Here is a 16,651-nt window from a genome sequence, read left to right as displayed (position 1 = left end):
TATCCGCAGTTTGCGAACGGCCCTTCCCGGGGTTCTGCGGCGCGCCTAGGTTGCTGGCAGCCCAGCCGTCCTTTCTCGGGGAGTCGTCATGGCGCTGCTCCAGCCACTCCGTTCACCGGTCGTGCCCGACGACGTCGTCGCGCGCCTCGACGAGCAGCTGCGGACCGCGGTGCGGCGCGAGGCGATCGACCCCCAGCGCGACCCCGAGTCCGTACGACGTCTCGCGGTGGCGCTCGTCCGCGAGCACGACGAGCGCAGCCTGACCGGCGTGGTCACGCCGGTGGGCGACGTCGCGGCGGTGGTCGCCGAGCTGGTGGCGCGGGTGGCGGGGTTCGGGCCGCTGCAGCCCTACCTCGACGACCCGACGGTCGAGGAGGTCTGGATCAACAGCCCCGACCGGGTGTTCGTGGCCCGGCGCGGTCGCCACGAGCTGACCAACCTGGTGCTCACCGAGGGCCAGGTGGGCGAGCTGGTCGAGCGGATGCTCAAGTCGACGGGCCGGCGCGTCGACCTGAGCCGGCCGTTCGTCGACGCGATGCTGCCGGCCGGGCACCGGCTGCACGTCGTCCTGCAGGGGATCGCGCGGGGGTTCTCGGCGGTCAACGTGCGCAAGTTCGTGGTCCGCGCGACCCGCCTCGACGAGCTGGTCGGGCTCGGCACGCTGACGCCGGAGGCGGCACGGTTCCTCGAGGCGTCGGTGCGGGCCGGGCTCAACATCCTGGTCACCGGCGGCACGCAGGCCGGCAAGACGACCATGCTCAACTGCCTGGCCGCCGCGATCCCCGGTGGGGAGCGGGTGATCTCGGCCGAGGAGGTCTTCGAGATCAGGTTCCCGCAGCAGAACTGACCACTAATACGTTGCAGACCGGTAGCGTGCCGACTGTGGGTCCTCTGGCTGCAATCTACGTGCGAATCTCCCAGGATCGGGAGGGCAAAGGTCTAGGGGTCGCGCGTCAGGAGCAGGACTGCCGTGAGCTGGCCGAGAAGCTGGGATACGACGTCCTAGCGGTCTATGACGACAACGACCAGAGTGCAACGCGCAAGAAGCCTCGACCTGAGTTTGTGAGGCTCCTCGAAGACACAAGAGCTGGTCGATTTCAGGCCATTCTCGCCTGGCACACAGACCGCCTGTACCGGCGCCCAGCGGATCTACAGCTCCTCATCGATGCGCTCAAGGTTCACGATGTGTCTGTTAACACCGTGATGTCCGGAGCACTGGATCTCAGTACAGCCAGCGGACGGCTAAACGCGGGCATTTACGCCCAGATCGCACAGCACGAGGCCGAGCTGAAGGCGGAACGCCAGCGCCGCAAAGAGCGGGAGCTCGCCGAGGCCGGCGAGCCCAGAACCAGTGTCCGAGCCTTCGGGTTCGAGAACGACGGTAAGGCCTGGCGACAGCCCGAGGCAGAGATGATCCAGCAGGCCACCACAGACGTGCTTGCAGGGACCTCGCTCGCGGAGATAATCCGTCGCTGGAACAACACGCCCTACAAGACTGCCCGCGCAGGCCGGGACTGGAACCACGAGACCGTGCGTCTCGTGCTCACGAGGTGGAGGAACGCCGGGCTCCGGGAGCGGAACATCCGGGACGATCAGCAACGGCTCGTCAAGACGGAGCTGTACCCCGGGACCTGGGAGCCTCTGGTTACTCGCGAGCAGATCGAGGCCGTGCGGAACCTGCTGTTCGACCCGAAGCGTCGCCGCAACTCCGGTGCGTGGGCTCGGAAGCACCTGCTCTCGTTCTTTCTCGTCTGTGGCGAGTGCGGCGACTTCATGCGTGCCGGACACACCACCAGCCGGACCGGCAAGAAGTACATGACCTACGTATGCGGTGGGCTTCGTAAGAACAGCCGGGGAGGAAACTGCCGCCTCGGCATCATGTACGAAACCGTGGACGACGCGGTCAGAGACCATGTCGCAAAGCGACTCGCATTCCCCGATCCTGCGCTGCTCCGTGCCACCGACGACGATCGTGAGGCCTTCACTCGAAACCACGAAGCAAGAGCCCAAGTCGAGAAGCGGCGCCAGCAGATCACCAGCGCTCCGATCGACGACTTGGACAAGCTTCCGATGCTCGCTCGGGTGAAGATCGAGCTAGATGCCCTGGCCGAGGAGTACGAGCGTCTGGCTCAGCGTGGAGCCCTCGCAGAGACTATGCGCGGGTTCGCCAAGATCGAGGACTCCCTGGTGCCCGAGGACAGTTCGACTACCGAGTATGCGGTGGATGTCCTGAAGCTCACCCGAGACCTGAAGAAGGCCCGCACCTCGGCTCGGGAGCGCTTTGACGGCCTTGGGCTTTCTACCCAGCGTCAGATCGTCACCGCGCTCATGACGGTCACAATCCTGCCTGCCGTCTCGGGAAAGCAGTATCGAGGCAACAGGGAGCTGTCCGTCGAGCGAATCCAAATCACCGACCTCGACCCCGCCAACGGTCGGCCGATCGAGGATCTGTGGTCTGATGTCGCAACCGAGTAGGCAGAGACGGGAGCAGGCCGTTCCAGGCTGCTTCTGGCCTGCTCCGGCCGTTTCTGGCGGGCTGGCTGGGGGCACTGGGTAGAGAGGCTCTCCAGCCGCCTCAGGCCGGTCCGTGCCACGATTCACGGGTGAATAGTCCGAAGCGGAACCCTTACCGATATGGCAAGGCACTACGCGAAGTTGACACCCTCGCGGACCTCCGGGTGCCGAATCCCGGTGGTCAGGTCGACCGGCTCGACCAGTGGCTGTGGTTCGAGGAGTGTCGGGAAGCCTGGGCGGATGCCAAGGCACGGCAGCGAGCGTTCGGGTGGTCGGATTTCCTCCAGTTCATCAGAGACATGACCGTCTGCGCGCCGGTTGATGGGAGTCGGCTCCACAAGATCGTGGTCAAGGATGAGGAAGCTCCTTTCGCGCCGAGCAACGTGGCGTGGCGCCCGTACTCGTCGCCTTTCGGCGACCAGTAGTTCGTTCCAAGGAGGCGTACCAGGGTCTTGGGGGTGGTGCGACCGATGCGGAGAGTGCGCCGAGAGGCGTCGGGGTGGGCTTCTGGCCCGGGGCTCATTCAAGCATCGAGCCTCCTCCACTCACCGAGGTCTGGTCGGGGGGTCGGGGGGGTCTATTCAAGCCCGAAGGGCTTGCTCCTGCTCCTGGTCCTGGTGGCCTGTATTGACGCAAAATGAGCGACGTGACTGAGCTCCCCAGGCGACGTGGCCGCCCTCGAGTCCACCCGCCGTGGGTTGACCCCGAGACAGGTGAGAGCCGAGCACTCCGGGACGCCCCGAACTATCCGGTGTGCAAGAACTTCCAGCGAAACGCACTCGACCCGGTCGGCGACGAGCACCCCTACGCCGGACGCCATGGTGAACCGGGCCATTTCCAGCTCGCGCAGCGCTGGAAGGACGACATCGCTGCCTTCACCTACGAACTGACAGAAGAGATCGGTATCCGTCCTCACAGGTATGACCTGATCTGGCCGCGGGATCCCCGCAGGCCCGTGGGGCCTGGAAACGTGATGTGGCTCCGCCGTCCACGCAACGTCCGGGAAGAGCGCCGTCGTCAGATCGTGAGTCTCGAAGCGCAAGAGGCCATTGCTGACCTCCTCTCCGAAGCAGACATCCACGAACTGCCAGACGGCTCCCACCTCCTCGGCTCGGTCGCACGACGGATCAGGCACATGCCAAGCTGTGAGTCCGCGTGGCTTGAACCCATCGAGTGCCCGTGCGCGGAGTTGGTCCGCGACTACTTTTCTTCGTACTGAGGCCACCGCATCGTGTATTGACGCATATTCCCGTGTCCACGTGAGTGGCGAGTTGCCCTAACGAGCACACTCGCGGGAGTTCGCGGAGCAGGTACGAGGGTCACGTACCCAGGCAGCCGATAGGCATCGTGTGCCGCGACACTGCGGGCTCTGCGCCCACCCCAAGAGATCTGAGCTGGAGGCTCGGATCCTCCGCAATGAGCCAATCGTGCTCATAGCGGCTGACTGTGGTGTCTCGACCTCGGCCGTGAACCGCCATCGTCGTAACCACCTCCGACCAGAGCTGCGCGCCCAGCTCTCAACCCGGACGGCCACCCACGTCAGCGACTACGCCGACCAACTCGCGGAGCTGGCGGACGACGCCAACAGCGTCCGGCAGTTCGCCCGCACCGCGAACAACCCGGATCTTCTGCTGCGGGCGGTGCAGAACAAGCGTGACACTCTCGTGACGCTGATGAATCAGCTCGGCGTCGAGTCCACCGAGGCTGTTGAGACCGTGCGTGAGGCGTGGGTCCTGATCGGTACCTGTCGCGGAGTGCTTCCTCGACACCCTGACGTCCTGATCGAGTTCCTGGCCGCCATCCGCGACCAAGGACAGCACCAACTCGCCGACGCGATTGCCAGCTCTGTAGGGGGCCTCCGTCAGCTCCCATCTCCCGAAGCGAATCGACTCCACCAGGGGGCCCAATGACCCACCAGCATCGCCCCCAGACCCTCGACGCCGTCGACCTCCTTCAGGAGGTGGTGGCCGCACTGACCTGCGCCAAGTTCGGCCTTCTCGAACCGCCCGACGAACTGGTCATTCTGACGGGCTCCAGCCAGGACGACTTGCTTGCGCTGGCCGGCTCGACTCCCGAAGAGCTGACTGCCCATGTCGAGTACGGCTCTGCATCCGTGCTCGACGGACCCATCCAAACTCAGGAGGACATCGAATGACCACTACGCCGAAGCTGCCCCAGGCAGGCGAAACGATCCACTTCCTCTGGACCGGTCTGACCTACCACTCGAAGGTCAACGGCCTGCACACGTCGTTCGTCTCCAAGCGTGGCGACGAGCTGGCCGTCACTCCGGACCTGATCGAGGCCAATACCGATCGGGGCGGCATGCTCGCGCCTTGGCTGGGGTTGCTTCACGACCCCGAAGCCCAGCAGCGTCGATGGGATCGGGTGGTCGTCGCGCCTGGTCCCTTCCCCAGTGGTCTGCTCACCACGCGGCCGGGCGAGCTGGAGCACGACGAGGACCGGCGTGCGGCCGTCCGTGAGGCGAACAAGATCATGGACAAGGCAGATCGCAAGGCGGCCCTTCGCAAGGTCGAGGAGGCCTACGGGCCGTCCCGGCCGACCTCCCGGACGAACGCGCGCTACTCCCGATGACAGCGATCGGTAACCGGAACAAGGCCCGAGGCAGGGAGTTCAAGGTGGCCGTGGCGGAGGCGCTTCGCGAGGCTGGGCACATCAACGCTCGTCCGGATCTCCCGGTGACGATCAGTCAGCACCTGCGGTCACCGGGCGACATCAGCGGAGTCCCAGCAGTGCTGGCGGTTTGTGCATCGGAGCGCCTTGACCTTTCGACATCGCTCAATGAGGCCGCGTGCACTGCGAAGTATCTGGGCCGACCCTGGTACGCCGCAGTGCTCTCCCGCAGGGGTGCGAGCGTCGCTCAGTCGTATGTGGTGATGGACCTCGCCACCTTTGGCAAGCTCCTTCACCACGTACCGGAAGACGACTAGCGCCGCGCCCGTCGGTGTCTGCACGCCTCGCGCTCTCCGAACTACCATCGCCAATGAGATCAGCGTTGGTCAGGACTCCTCTCGGAGAGCGCGAGCCGTGGAGGCATCGGCCTCACTCCAGCTGGGCAGCGGTCGCACACTCGATTCCATCGACTAGATAGCGCGGAACCGACCGGCACCGTGTGATCGCTGCCCACCTCGGCATCGTCCTGGCCCGCTCCAGACCCTTGGGACGGCGGGCTGGGGGAGCACTGGGCAGAGACCCACGGAAGCCGCCAGGGGCGGCGTTCCTACTAGCTCGGGTTCGAGACATCCAGCGTGAAGAGTGGTCGTTCTCCGATACCGGTGACCCGTCCGTGGGAGTTCCGGACCGTCACTCGGTAGTGATCCTCGACAGGAACATCGCGAAACTCCACGTTCCATGAGCAGCCTTCGCCCTCGATCCAGCCACCGCCAGGCCCCTCGATCGTCTTCGATCCGAGCGCGGTCCCGCCTGCGTCTTCAAGCTCGACCGTCAGCGGCTCGGAGGGCACGCCGCGCATCTCGTCAGTGAAGCTGTAGGTCGAACAGGTCTCGTCGTCTTGGTTGTACAGGAAGCCGCGTCCCTTCGAGGTCAGGGAGACGATCACGTAGCTCGTCTCCTTCTCGGTCGGCTTCGAGGTCGGCTCCTCATCGCCGTCCGAGCACGACGTGAGGCCGACAACGGCGACCGCCGCGAGCGTCAGCGGGGCAAGGACTGGCCTCAGGTGTCTCATCATGTGTGCAGATTAGCTCCCAAGAGGCTGTGGTGAGACTCAGATTGGACTTCAGATCGACGCTCTTTCCCGATGGACTTGTCCCGGCATGGACAAGGACGAGCTGGCCCGCATTCTGCAGATCGTGGGCGCGAACATCAGGGCTGAGAGGGCGCGCGCCAACCTCAAGCAGATCGAGGTCGCCGAGCGGGCTGGCATGGCTCTAGCCCAGTACGCCCGCATCGAACGAGGCGAGACCAACTCGGCGCTCACCCTCTACGCCCAGATCGCCCAAGCACTCGACGTTCCGTTGTCCGTTCTCACTGACCGCGTCTAGAAGTAGGTCGAGTGATCCACCGGGAACTTCTCCAGTGGTGGGTCCAGATTGGCTACTCTGCGGTGGACTGTTGACGAACGAAGGGGCGGAGCGATGCAGGACCATCCTCGGATTCGGTCGTTGAGCGTCCAGGGCTTTCGCTCTCTGGCAGATGTCAGCGTTCCGATGGGTCCGTTGACGGTCCTCGTAGGACCAAACGGCTCCGGTAAGTCGAATGTCCTCAACGTTCTGCGCTTTCTGGTCGCCACCATTCGCTTCGACCTGCCGACTGCCATCGAGGAGTTTGGGGGATGGTCGCGCCTCGCGAGGCAGGACGGGAAGACCAAAGCGGTTCGCATCGTCGTTGAGGCCGAGGTCACGGCGAATGCTCATGCAAACGCGCCAGACCGGTACAAGCTATCCATCTCGCGTGAAGGTCGTACGCGGTACGAAGAATTCACCTTCAAGCGAAAGAGCGGGCCGGGCCGTCGAATCACGGTGAACGGCGTCACGGCCAACATCGGCACGACTCGCGCTGATAGCAGGGGGCGCGACCTCAAGCTGGCAGATGAGCAGACCACGGGCCTTTCGACACTACCCAAGCTCGCCGCTGACGCTGGCGGCGAGGGCATCGACGACTTCGCATCGTTCTTGTCGGGTATGCGAGTTCTTGAGCCCGATGTAGCAGCGGCTAGATCGCCGAGTCGGCTTTATCGGGCCTCGCTTGTCGAGGACGCCAGCAACCTGGCCGATGCGCTACTTACTCTGCGGGAAACGGCGCCTCAATCGTTTTCGGACATCGAAAGAGACATGCGGGCGTGCTTGCCCGGACTCGATCGCCTGAACTTCACCACCTTGCCGGGCACTCGGTCCGTCGTCGTCCAGTTGGTCGAGCGCGGACTGGAGCGCGAGATCGATCTGACGGAAGCCTCTTTCGGGACTGTTCGCCTGCTTGCGCTATTGACTGCGCTGCACGACCCGAGCCCGGCGCACCTGACAGCGATCGAAGAGATCGATCATGGCCTCCACCCGTACGCGCTCGACGTCGTTGTTGATGCCCTGAGGGCAGCGAGTGAGCGCACGCAAATCCTGGTGGCCACGCATTCACCGACTCTGGTAAATCGGCTCCGCCCGAGTGAACTCGTCGTATGTGACCGTGACTCGAAGACGGGTGCCTCCAAGATTCCTGCTGTTTCCTCTTATGAGATCTCCAAGGCGACTAGAGCAAGCAACCTTGGTCTAGGCGAACTATGGTTCGCAGGTGTTCTCGGTGGGGTGCCGAAGTGAAAGTTGTCATCTTCGCCGAGAACCTCAACGATTCCAAAGCAATCAAGGAATTGATTCTCGGTCTTCGGTCGGACCTGTCGGAAGGCGACATCGAGGTCGTCCGGAACCCCCCGACCTTGACACGCAATGCTGGGGCCGCGGCGGTCAAGGGTTGGGCAGAGCGAGCAGCCGCCTCAGTCGAGGCGCTGGTAGCCATCAAAGGTGATGTCGGCACCGTTCTTGCGCATACAGATGCGGACGCGCCCGACGACGGCACATTCGCGGAACAGCGCTCGGCGGACCTGCAGAGGGCAGGGTTGACCGGCGCGGTCGCTGTGGTACCCGTTCACGCGATCGAGTCTTGGTGGTTCCTGTACCCCGACGCCACAGAAAGCGTGGTGCCGTCGTGGAAAGGGGCGCTCAGTCGAACCGCGTTCAACACGGATAGTTCTCCCACTCCGAAAGCGGATTTGATCCGGCTTACCAAGCGGAAGCAGCCGAAGCGGCCCTACCAGGAGGCAGATTCGGTGGCCGTCGCTGCCGCAATGAGAGCTGCGAACTTCGCCCCTGTAGGCAAGGCCAAGAGTCCGTCCTTCGAGCGCTTCAAAGTCATCGTTGCCGCCTGCTGACGCTACGACGTGCGCGTCCAAAGGCAGGAGTTCAGGACGGGTGCTCCGTTCCCCGGTCGGTAGAGCTGCTCGGGATCGCTCGACCTCCCCGGGGCGTCCACAAGGCCGTCCACTTCGGCTGAGATCGAAACCGTCCGCAATTCGGGAGCGTTGACGACTTCGGTACACACCCTCGGTATCCGGTGATTCCTGGGTCTCGGTTCGGACCGACCGGGCCAGAGACCAAGGAGACAATCGTGGCGGCATCAACCAAGCACATCCTGACCAACGTCGAGCGCATGGCCGGAGACGACGAGCTGTTGAAGCTCTGGAACGCCGAAGCCCACGCCAAGAACGACGACGACACGGAGCGCACCGCACAGCAGTCCTGGCTTGCGTTCATTCAGGCGGCCGATGAGGCCAAGATTGCTGACCGCATCCCCGGGATCACGGGCCGAACCTTCACGGCCAAGTACGCCGACGAGCGCAAGGCCGAGTCAGCGGGGCCGAGAGCACCGCAGGTCGCGAAGAAGCCTTCCGGGGCAGCTCCGGCGGCTGCTGGATCGAGCGCTGGGGGCAGCAGGCGGATGGCCCGTGAGGCCGCCCCTGCGGCTGAGAAGAAGGCGGTCAAATGACCACCGAGACAATCGGCTACGCCCGTGTCAGCACTCAGGGTCAGTCCACAGATCCTCAGGTTGACCAGTTGCGGGCGGCGGGTGCGGAGCGCATCTACTGCGACAAGATGAGCGGAGTGCGCTCTGACCGCCCCGGACTCGCCGAGGCGCTAGACCGCCTGCGACCGGGTGACACACTCGTGGTGGCTGCACTCGACAGACTGGGGCGGTCGGTGATCCAGGTCCTCAACACCCTGACGGATCTCGACCATCGAGGAGTTGCGGTCAGGTCCCTCCGCGAGGGTCTCGACTTCTCGACCCCGGCTGGACGGTTGGCTGCCACCGTGTTCGCGGCCATGGCCGAGCTGGAGCGCGAGCTGATTCGTGAGCGCGCAGCAGCTGGACGTGCTGCGGCCAAGGCACGAGGCCGTCAGGTCGGCAGACCTCCGGTCCTCGATGCCGAGCAGGTCGACCTGGCTCGGAAGCTTCGCGCGGCGGGTGAGTCGGTCGCAGCTATCGCCCGGATCATCGGGACCAGCCGAGCCACGATCTACAGGTGGACAGAGGAGGCCCCCTAACCCGACCCTCGTGTCTATTGACGCAAAATCCACCCGGCAACGGGAGTCAGCTCTGCATGTTGGCTCCCGTTGCGGGAGGACCACGAAGGTGACGCTCTGGTGCGCTGGTTCGGGACCTCGGCGATTGCTGGATCGCCAGCTGGGCCCGTCACGGCTGGGAGCCCAGCACGTGTAGGTCGTCGCCGTACAAACCGTGCATGTCGGGCAGCATGTCCCCCGTCCAGCCTATTCCCTCAAAGCGCTTGGCCTTGAGTAGTGGTGGCGGGATGACCACTGCCGCACCATGCTCGGTCATCCACTCGACGGCCCGAATCTTCGGGAACTGTCGCCCTCCTCCCATGGTCGGCTGGCCGATTCGGAACTCACCTTCTGCCGGTAGACGCAGCCTGGAGATGGACATAGTGCCAGGCTCGTAGTCCACACCCGCCAGTTGAATCTCAAGACTGCCTTGGCACCGGTTCTCTCCCAGAGTGAACTGTGACTGCTCTCCCACACGAGGAGTTTGCACGGCAAGGACGAGAGAAGCGTCTGGTCGGACCGATGCGTTCAGTAGGACAATGGCCTTGCCCGCGCCAAGGGTGATGCGGCGAAACCTAGTGTTGCCCTCGATGATCACGTCCCGACAGTCCATGCCGTTGCCGAGATACACGTCCGTGAAGTCGCACCTGCCTACTAGCTGCGCTCCTACGAGAATGACGTTGCCGTCGAGCCGTGCGCGCCGCAAGGAGAAGTCCGGAAGATAGGCGTTGCGGAGGTTGAAGTCGCAAGGTGACCAGGAGCCGCCGCTCTGATCGGCTGACGCACACCTGGAACTGATCGACTCGCAGATCGCCCGACGGACCTCTACGTCTCCGTCGTCAGGGAGGGTTAACGGGTAGCCGTCCGTCTCATAGTCCTTCATCCTGACTGTCATGCGTAGGTAGGCGCACAGCACATCGACACAAGTCTGACGCTGCTCGGGCCAATCATCGGCTAGCCGAGCCATCGCATATGCACCGGCTAGTCGAACAGCCGGCTGCTCGTGTCCCAGTTGGGCAGCCGCGTCCTGGTACCTCTTGGCAAGCGCATCTGCATGTGCGCGACTGGCAGCGGCGTCGGCGACGTCCTTGCTGTGTTGCAGTGTCTGCGTTGCCGTGCGTCGGGAGATCCAGGTGTTGACTCCGACAGCTGCTGCAGCAATGACGGCTGCGATCAGGGTGGCATAGGGGGCGAAGCCCGAAGAGGGCCCTCCGGCGCTGCCAGGGCTTGATGGCGCAGGAACGGCCGGCGTCCCAGGCGACGGGGACGGGTCAGGTATCGACCCAAGAAGCTCAAGCATGTGAAGAAGCAACACGACCTCATCCAACATGAGTCGGGTGCTGCGCGCCGGAGATTCTCACCCCTCCGGTCCTCGATGCCGAGCAGGTCGATCTGGCTCGGAAGCTTCGCGCGGCGGGTGAGTCGGTCGCAGCTATCGCCCGGATCATCGGGACCAGCCGAGCCACGATCTACAGGTGGATGGAGGGCGCCGTCTGAGCCGACCCCTCACGCGCGTATTGACGCAAAACCCGCCAGCCGACTCGAGATCGTCGAGTGGGTGGTCTTTCAGGTGGCTAAGTCGCGGGCCACGCGATGCATGCGAGCTCGGCAAACCTTGCTGTGCGAGCCTGGATCTGTTTTGCCGTCCACTCCGATTCGTTGGCTAGCGCCTGCGTGAGGTGGAAGTCCGAGCCGCTGTAAAGGTGGCTCTTCGTGGCGAAGCTCTTGCTGCCCATGTCCTTATTGATCCGCTTCTCCAGCAGCGCAAGGTTCCCGAGCTGTCCGATCAGCGCGCGCTTCTCGTCATCGTTCCCGTGGGCGGACTTAGGCATGACGTGCTCGATCGTCACGCCGACGCTCGACCACTCCAGGGCACGGGATGGGAGGCCATCGGCGTCGTCCTGAGCGCGCTCAAGCATCGCAAGGAGGTACTTCGCCCTAGCGGTCGGTGGGTCCGTCGTCGCGGCAAAGGCTGCCTTGAACTCGCCATCGGTGGGAATGAGCTTCTTGATCAGTCTCCGTACGTCCGGCTGATTGACCGCGGATCCGTTGCTGATCGCTGCGCTGGCTGCTCCGAACGCGTCCTCCGACAGGCTCGCTCCGATTCGACCGACGAACTGCGCGCGGACCGACCATCTCGCAAGCTTCACGAAGAGTCGTGCTCCCTTCGGCTTCCCCCACGTCCTAAAGGCGGCGAGCAGAACTGGCATGCTGCTCTCGAAGCCGAATCGTCGGTAGGCAAGGATGGCGTCCTTGACATCGACGTTAACTGTATTCCAGAAGGCGTCGTCAGTATCGCGCAGAGCTTGATAGACCGACGACGACTCCTTCAATTCCTGCAGGTACTTCTTGACGCCGATCTTGCTGTCTGCCAACCACTGCTGGATCGCCCTGTACAACTTTCGAGTTGTGACTGGACCGTTCCGGGACACGTAGTCGTATCGCACGAACTTCACCAAGTCCTCGGGCTTGCCGAGACGCTCCTCCAAAACCGTCCAGGCATTCTCGACGTATGCGAACTCAGTGCCCCTCGCCTGACTGAATAGGTAGTTCTTCAGAAGATCGGCCGTTGTGAGGTCCGCTCCGCGGTCGTTCAACGTCTCGAAGATGACATACGCCTCGGGCAGATCGGTCGCGACCGCGACGAGAACCTGCACGCTCTTCTCAAGGTGATCCGCGACCTCGATCAGGCGGCGATACTGCTTGCCGGTCGGCGCAGTCTCACGCAGGTAGTCCCGGCAGACCTCGTAGCAGATCCGAAGGCGATCCTTCTCATCGAGATCCTCGTGCCGTTCCTCCAGGAGCGCATCGTAGGAGTCCTGGTCTTTAGGGCTCAGCGTGAGGGTGACGACCTCGGATTCCTCGGACAGGACGTAGCGTCGCAGGTACCGCTGCTCGGTCTGATCGGAGGTCTCTCGCTTCCCGTACTGGGCAAGCATGTCGCGAATCGCAATGAACATGACAGCCGTCGTCGCGAGGCGCTGCTGTCCGTCAACGATCTGACGGCGGTCACTGCCATCGCTAGGCTGGGCGAAGACCAGGGTCCCCATGAAGTAGGAGACCTTCTTCTTCCTCGCCGCATCGAGATCGCTGATGTACTCCTCGACATTCGTGCGGTCCCATGCATAGCTGCGCTGGAATCGCGGCACTGCGACAAGATGCTCGGTCAGGACTCGCCCGAGCTGATCGTGATTGAACTCCGTGGTCTCCGCCATGCCTCCGCCTTCCTGTGGCCCGCAACTTATCGCGAGAGTCCTTCGCAAAACACGGATTCCCGGTCGTTGACACGAAGTTTCTGCTGTGGTGTCTACCTTCCATGGCTGACATGTCTTACAAACAAATCAAGGCACCCCGACTGGGTCGCGCTGCAGACCCGGCAGGAGGGGCTCGAGGGCAACGGCGAGGTCCGGCTGCGCGACCTCGTCAAGGAGTCGCTGCGCATGCGGCCGAGCCGGATCATCGTCGGCGAGGTCCGCGCCGAGGAGTGCCTGGACCTGCTGATCGCGCTCAACGCCGGGGTTCCCGGCATGTGCACGCTCCACGCCAACAGTGCCCGCGAGGCGCTGACGAAGGCCTGCACGCTGCCGCTGCTGGCGGGCGAGAACATCTCGGCGCGGTTCGTCGTCCCGACCGTGGCGGCGTCGGTCGACCTCGTCGTCCACCTCGCGCTCGACGCGTCGGGGGCGCGTCGGGTCAGCGAGGTCGTCGCCGTCCCGGGCCGCATGGAGGGCGACGTCATCGAGACCGAGACCGTCTTCGAGTGGCGTGAGGGCGCACTGCGGCGGGGGATCGGGCTGCCGCCGCGGATCGAGCGGTACGAGCGGGCCGGGGTCGACGTCGTCCGGCTGCTGCGCGAGGCCGGGTGACGACGTGGGCGCGCTCGTCGGGTTGGGCTTCGGGCTCGGCTGCCTGCTGGTCGGGCGGGCGCTCACGGGAGCCGGGCGCGCGCCCGTCGTCGCGGTGCCACCGGCCCGGCACCGGGTCGACCGCAGCCTGGTCGCGCTCTGCTTGACGTCCGGGGTGGTGGGGGCCGTCCTGGCGCTGGCTGTCACCCAGGTGACAGCCATCGCGGTGGTGCTGGGCGTGCTGGCCGGCTACCTCCCGCTGGCGCTGGCCCAGGGGCGGGTCCGGCGCCGGCGCCGCGAGCTCGCCGAGGTCTGGCCCGAGGCGGTCGACGACCTCGCTTCCGCCGTCCGTGCGGGGATGTCGCTGCCCGACGCGGTCGCCGCGCTCGAGGTGCGCGGCCCGGCGGCGCTGCGCCCGGCCTTCGCGGCGTTCGCGCTCGACTACCAGGTCTCGGGCCGGTTCGGTGACTGCCTCGACCGGCTGGGGGAGCGGCTCGCCGACCCGGTCGGCGACCGGGTGGTCGAGGGGCTGCGGATCGCTCGTGAGGTCGGCGGCGGCGAGCTCGGGCGGCTGCTGCGCAACCTGTCCGGCTACCTCCGCGACGACCTGCGCACGCGCGCCGAGCTCGAGGCCCGCCAGGCCTGGGCGGTCAACGGCGCGCGGGTCGCGGTCGCCGCGCCCTGGGTGGTGCTGGTGGTGATGTCGACGCAGCCGAGCGTCGTCGCGCGCTACCAGTCGGCCGGCGGGGTCGTCGTCCTGGTGACCGGCGCGGTGCTGTGCGTGGCCGCCTACCGGCTGATGGTCCGGCTCGGCCGGCTGCCCGTCGAGCGGCGGATCCTGCGGTGAGCCCGGTGCTCGCGGGCGGTCTCGCCGGGCTCGGTACGGCGCTCGGCGTGCTGCTGGTCGTCGTCCGGGTGGCTGCGATCCGGCGTCCACCGCTCGCGGCACGGGTGCTGCCCTACGTCCGCGACGTCATCCCGGCCACGCCGCAGCGCACCGGGCGGACCGGCCGCGCGGCCGGTCTCGTCGTCGGCCTCGGTGACCTGGTCGACCGGCTCGTCGGCGGGGCGGCCTCGGTACGCCGGCGGCTCGACCGCGCGGGGCTCGACCTCACGGTGCGCGACTTCCGCACCCAGCAGGTGCTGTGGGGCCTGGCCGGGTTCGCCGCCGCGGCGGCACTGGCGCTGCTCCGCTCGTGGGAGCGCCCGACCGCGCCGCTCCCGCTGCTGCTGGCCTGTGTGGGGGCGTTCGGGTGCGGGGTGCTGCTCCGCGACCAGCGGCTGAGCGCCCACGTGCGACGGCGCGAGGCCGCGATGCTCGCGGAGTTCCCCACCGTGGCCGAGCTCCTGGCGCTCAGCGTCGCCGCGGGCGAGTCGCCGGTCGCGGCCCTCGACCGGGTGGTGCGGCGCAGCCGAGGCGAGCTGTCCCGCGAGCTCGCCGAGGTGCTGGGCCGGATCCGCACGGGCGAGCCCGTCGCCGACGCCTTCGACCGGCTGGCCGCGACGACGGGGCTCGGCGTGGTCGCCCGGTTCGCCCACGGCGTGGCCGTGGCCGTCGAGCGCGGGACGCCCCTGGCCGACGTCCTCCACGCGCAGGCCGCCGACGTCCGCGAGGCCGGACGCCGGGCGCTCATCGAGCAGGCCGCCCGCAAGGAGATCGCGATGCTCGTGCCGGTCGTGCTGCTCGTCCTCCCCACCACGGTCGTCTTCGCCTTCTGGCCGGGCTTCGTCGGCCTCACGCTCAGCTACTGAAAGGACTCACCATGCTCCGACACCTCCCGCGCCGGCGCCGGCCACCCGACCAGCGCGGCGACGTCCCCGGCTGGGTCCTGGTCACCTTGATGACCGTGTCGATCGGGGTGGCGCTGTGGGGGATCGCCGAGCCGCGGCTGGTCGGCCTGCTCGAGTCCGCGCTCGACGCGGTGAAGTGAGGAGCCAGCGCGGCACGGCGCTGGTCGACCTGACCCTGGTCACGCTGGTCCTGGTGCCGGTCGTGCTGGGGATCATCCAGGTCGCCCTGGTCCTCCACGTGCGGACGACGCTCGCCGCCGCCGCGTCCGAGGGCGCCCGTCTCGCGGCGACCGCGGACGCCGACCCGGCCGCCGGGATCGCCCGCGCTCGCGCCCAGGTCGCCGCCTCCCTGTCGGACCGCTACGCCCGCGACGTCACCGTCCACCGCGTCCTCGTCGACGGGGCGCCCGGCGTGGAGGTCACCATCCGTGCTGTCGTGCCGGCGCTCGGGCTGGGCGGGCCCGGCGTCGAGCTCACCGTGACCGGACGCGCCGTGTCCGAGGTGGCGCCGCCGTGAGCCGCCGTCCGGCGCAGCAGCGGGACCAGCGCGGCAGCGGGCTGGTCGAGATGGTGTGGCTGAGCCTGGTGCTGCTGCTCCCGCTGCTGTGGCTGGTGGTCGCGGTGCTCGACGTCCAGCGCGGCTCGTTCGGCGTCAGCGGCGCGGCCCGCGCGGCCGCCCGGGCCTACGCGCTCGCGCCCGACGACCGCTCCGGCCAGCACCGTGCCGAGGCGGTCGCCCGCCGCGCCCTCGCCGACCAGGGCCTCACGGACGTCCCGGTCCGGGTGACGGTGACCTGCTCGCCGTACCCACGGAGCTGTCACCACGGCACGTCGGTCATCACCGTCCGGATCGACACTGCCGTCACCCTCCCGCTGCTGCCCGACGTCCTCGGCTCCGGTGCCCCGACCTTCCGGCTCCGCGCCTCCGAGACCGTCCCGATCGGCCGCTACCGCGAGGCATCCCTCCCATGACCCGCCGCCCGACGAGCACCCGCGGCAGCTCGATCCCGCTCGTCGTCGGCCTCGCCGCCGTGGTCCTGCTCCTCGTCGCGGTCGTCGTCGACGCGAGCGCCGCCCAGCTCACCCGCCAGCGCCTCGCCGCCCTCGCCGACGGCGCCGCCCTCCAGGGCGCCGACCTCGCCGCCCAAGGGGCCGCCGCCTACGAGGGCGGGATCGCCGGGCACGACCTCGCACTCAGCCGGATCGAGGCCGAGCGGGCGGTCCGGGCCTACCTCCGCGACACCGGGGCGCTGCGGCAGCACCCAGGGCTGCGGGCGACGGTCCGGGTCGAGGGGGAGCGGGTGGTCGTCGTCCTGGTGGCGGGGGTGCGGCTGCCGCTGCGGGTGCCGGGCGGGCCGTCGTCCGCGACGGTGCGGGCGGTGGGTTCGGCGGTGGTGCGGCCGGGCAGTCGATAATGCC

Annotated in this window: 23 protein-coding genes; 20 read left to right on the top strand and 3 right to left on the bottom strand. The window is 66.6% G+C overall.

All coding sequences use genetic code 11. The features are described from left to right. Nucleotides 1-88 precede the first annotated feature (88 nt). The 7 genes from BM223_RS12330 to BM223_RS12300 all read left to right on the top strand — a co-directional run bounded on the left by BM223_RS12330 (nt 89) and on the right by BM223_RS12300 (nt 5,106). Nucleotides 89-847: an ATPase, T2SS/T4P/T4SS family gene (locus BM223_RS12330; protein WP_082003582.1), complete on the top strand. Its 759-nt coding sequence runs from the start codon at nt 89-91 to the stop codon at nt 845-847. Nucleotides 848-882: 35 nt separating this feature from the next. Next, on the top strand, nt 883-2,475 hold the full coding sequence (locus BM223_RS12325; RefSeq protein ID WP_075018569.1) for a recombinase family protein: 1,593 nt from the start codon (nt 883-885) through the stop codon (nt 2,473-2,475). Nucleotides 2,476-2,603: 128 nt separating this feature from the next. Beyond that, nucleotides 2,604-2,939, top strand: a complete 336-nt coding sequence (locus BM223_RS12320; protein ID WP_141267456.1) for a hypothetical protein — start codon at nt 2,604-2,606, stop codon at nt 2,937-2,939. 221 nt (nt 2,940-3,160) lie between these two features. Then, entirely contained in the window at nt 3,161-3,733 is a 573-nt protein-coding gene (locus BM223_RS28380; RefSeq protein WP_141267457.1) for a hypothetical protein, read from the top strand. Between the two features lie 247 nt (nt 3,734-3,980). Further along, a complete protein-coding gene (locus BM223_RS12310) occupies nt 3,981-4,424 on the top strand; it encodes a hypothetical protein (RefSeq protein WP_141267458.1) in 444 nt (147 codons plus the stop codon). Then, nucleotides 4,421-4,669, top strand: a complete 249-nt coding sequence (locus BM223_RS12305) for a hypothetical protein (RefSeq protein ID WP_038677561.1) — start codon at nt 4,421-4,423, stop codon at nt 4,667-4,669. Before BM223_RS12310 ends, BM223_RS12305 begins: the two co-directional genes overlap by 4 nt. Continuing rightward, on the top strand, nt 4,666-5,106 hold the full coding sequence (locus BM223_RS12300; protein ID WP_038677562.1) for a hypothetical protein: 441 nt from the start codon (nt 4,666-4,668) through the stop codon (nt 5,104-5,106). Before BM223_RS12305 ends, BM223_RS12300 begins: the two co-directional genes overlap by 4 nt. 649 nt (nt 5,107-5,755) lie before the next feature. On the opposite strand, the gene BM223_RS12290 is transcribed toward BM223_RS12300, so the two are convergent. Continuing rightward, a complete protein-coding gene (locus BM223_RS12290; RefSeq protein WP_038677566.1) occupies nt 5,756-6,220 on the bottom strand; it encodes a hypothetical protein in 465 nt (154 codons plus the stop codon). Between the two features lie 85 nt (nt 6,221-6,305). Between BM223_RS12290 and BM223_RS12285 the strand changes: the two genes are divergently transcribed. The 5 genes from BM223_RS12285 (at nt 6,306) to BM223_RS12265 (ending at nt 9,578) form a co-directional block, all read left to right on the top strand. After that, nucleotides 6,306-6,533, top strand: a complete 228-nt coding sequence (locus BM223_RS12285) for a helix-turn-helix domain-containing protein (RefSeq protein WP_038677567.1) — start codon at nt 6,306-6,308, stop codon at nt 6,531-6,533. Between the two features lie 120 nt (nt 6,534-6,653). After that, nucleotides 6,654-7,799: an AAA family ATPase gene (locus tag BM223_RS12280; RefSeq protein ID WP_200887090.1), complete on the top strand. Its 1,146-nt coding sequence runs from the start codon at nt 6,654-6,656 to the stop codon at nt 7,797-7,799. Next, entirely contained in the window at nt 7,796-8,407 is a 612-nt protein-coding gene (locus BM223_RS12275; RefSeq protein WP_038677570.1) for a hypothetical protein, read from the top strand. Before BM223_RS12280 ends, BM223_RS12275 begins: the two co-directional genes overlap by 4 nt. Before the next feature lie 236 nt (nt 8,408-8,643). Further along, nucleotides 8,644-9,021 (top strand): hypothetical protein, encoded by a 378-nt coding sequence (locus BM223_RS12270; protein ID WP_038677571.1) that lies wholly within the window; start codon nt 8,644-8,646, stop codon nt 9,019-9,021. Then, on the top strand, nt 9,018-9,578 hold the full coding sequence (locus tag BM223_RS12265; RefSeq protein WP_038677572.1) for a recombinase family protein: 561 nt from the start codon (nt 9,018-9,020) through the stop codon (nt 9,576-9,578). Before BM223_RS12270 ends, BM223_RS12265 begins: the two co-directional genes overlap by 4 nt. 148 nt (nt 9,579-9,726) lie before the next feature. Here BM223_RS12265 and BM223_RS12260 read toward each other — a convergent pair whose 3' ends face one another. Then, complete coding sequence (locus BM223_RS12260; RefSeq protein ID WP_141267459.1) at nt 9,727-10,926, bottom strand: pentapeptide repeat-containing protein; 1,200 nt, start codon at nt 10,924-10,926, stop codon at nt 9,727-9,729. 23 nt (nt 10,927-10,949) lie between these two features. On the opposite strand from BM223_RS12260, the gene BM223_RS30225 reads away from it, so the two are divergent. Next, nucleotides 10,950-11,093 (top strand): helix-turn-helix domain-containing protein, encoded by a 144-nt coding sequence (locus BM223_RS30225; RefSeq protein ID WP_075018604.1) that lies wholly within the window; start codon nt 10,950-10,952, stop codon nt 11,091-11,093. A gap of 77 nt (nt 11,094-11,170) precedes the next feature. On the opposite strand, the gene BM223_RS12250 is transcribed toward BM223_RS30225, so the two are convergent. After that, nucleotides 11,171-12,811 (bottom strand): DUF262 domain-containing protein, encoded by a 1,641-nt coding sequence (locus BM223_RS12250; protein WP_038677574.1) that lies wholly within the window; start codon nt 12,809-12,811, stop codon nt 11,171-11,173. A 66-nt stretch (nt 12,812-12,877) separates the two neighbouring features. Here BM223_RS12250 and BM223_RS12245 point away from each other — a divergent pair, with 66 nt between their 5' ends. From BM223_RS12245 to BM223_RS12220, 7 genes are read left to right on the top strand one after another with little or no spacing between them, the layout of a single operon-like run. Next, nucleotides 12,878-13,462 carry an ATPase, T2SS/T4P/T4SS family gene (locus tag BM223_RS12245; protein ID WP_235319198.1) on the top strand — a complete coding sequence of 195 codons (585 nt, stop codon included), beginning with the start codon at nt 12,878-12,880 and terminating at the stop codon, nt 13,460-13,462. Nucleotides 13,463-13,466: 4 nt separating this feature from the next. Continuing rightward, nucleotides 13,467-14,288 carry a type II secretion system F family protein gene (locus tag BM223_RS12240; RefSeq protein ID WP_038677575.1) on the top strand — a complete coding sequence of 274 codons (822 nt, stop codon included), beginning with the start codon at nt 13,467-13,469 and terminating at the stop codon, nt 14,286-14,288. Next, on the top strand, nt 14,285-15,193 hold the full coding sequence (locus BM223_RS12235) for a type II secretion system F family protein (RefSeq protein ID WP_038677577.1): 909 nt from the start codon (nt 14,285-14,287) through the stop codon (nt 15,191-15,193). The genes BM223_RS12240 and BM223_RS12235 overlap by 4 nt, the downstream gene beginning before the upstream one ends. Before the next feature lie 11 nt (nt 15,194-15,204). Further along, nucleotides 15,205-15,372 (top strand): hypothetical protein, encoded by a 168-nt coding sequence (locus tag BM223_RS28975; protein WP_038677578.1) that lies wholly within the window; start codon nt 15,205-15,207, stop codon nt 15,370-15,372. Next, nucleotides 15,369-15,749, top strand: coding sequence for a TadE/TadG family type IV pilus assembly protein (locus BM223_RS12230; RefSeq protein WP_038677579.1), 381 nt, complete (start codon nt 15,369-15,371; stop codon nt 15,747-15,749). Before BM223_RS28975 ends, BM223_RS12230 begins: the two co-directional genes overlap by 4 nt. Beyond that, complete coding sequence (locus tag BM223_RS12225) at nt 15,746-16,204, top strand: hypothetical protein (RefSeq protein WP_038677581.1); 459 nt, start codon at nt 15,746-15,748, stop codon at nt 16,202-16,204. Before BM223_RS12230 ends, BM223_RS12225 begins: the two co-directional genes overlap by 4 nt. After that, complete coding sequence (locus BM223_RS12220; protein WP_038677582.1) at nt 16,201-16,647, top strand: hypothetical protein; 447 nt, start codon at nt 16,201-16,203, stop codon at nt 16,645-16,647. The genes BM223_RS12225 and BM223_RS12220 overlap by 4 nt, the downstream gene beginning before the upstream one ends. Nucleotides 16,648-16,651 lie beyond the last annotated feature (4 nt).

The sequence above is a fragment of the Pimelobacter simplex genome (assembly GCF_900114845.1).
Classification (GTDB): Bacteria; Actinomycetota; Actinomycetes; order Propionibacteriales; family Nocardioidaceae; genus Nocardioides; species Nocardioides simplex.
The sequence above is the reverse complement of the archived record's forward strand: the minus strand, read 5'-3'. Positions and strand labels throughout refer to the sequence as shown.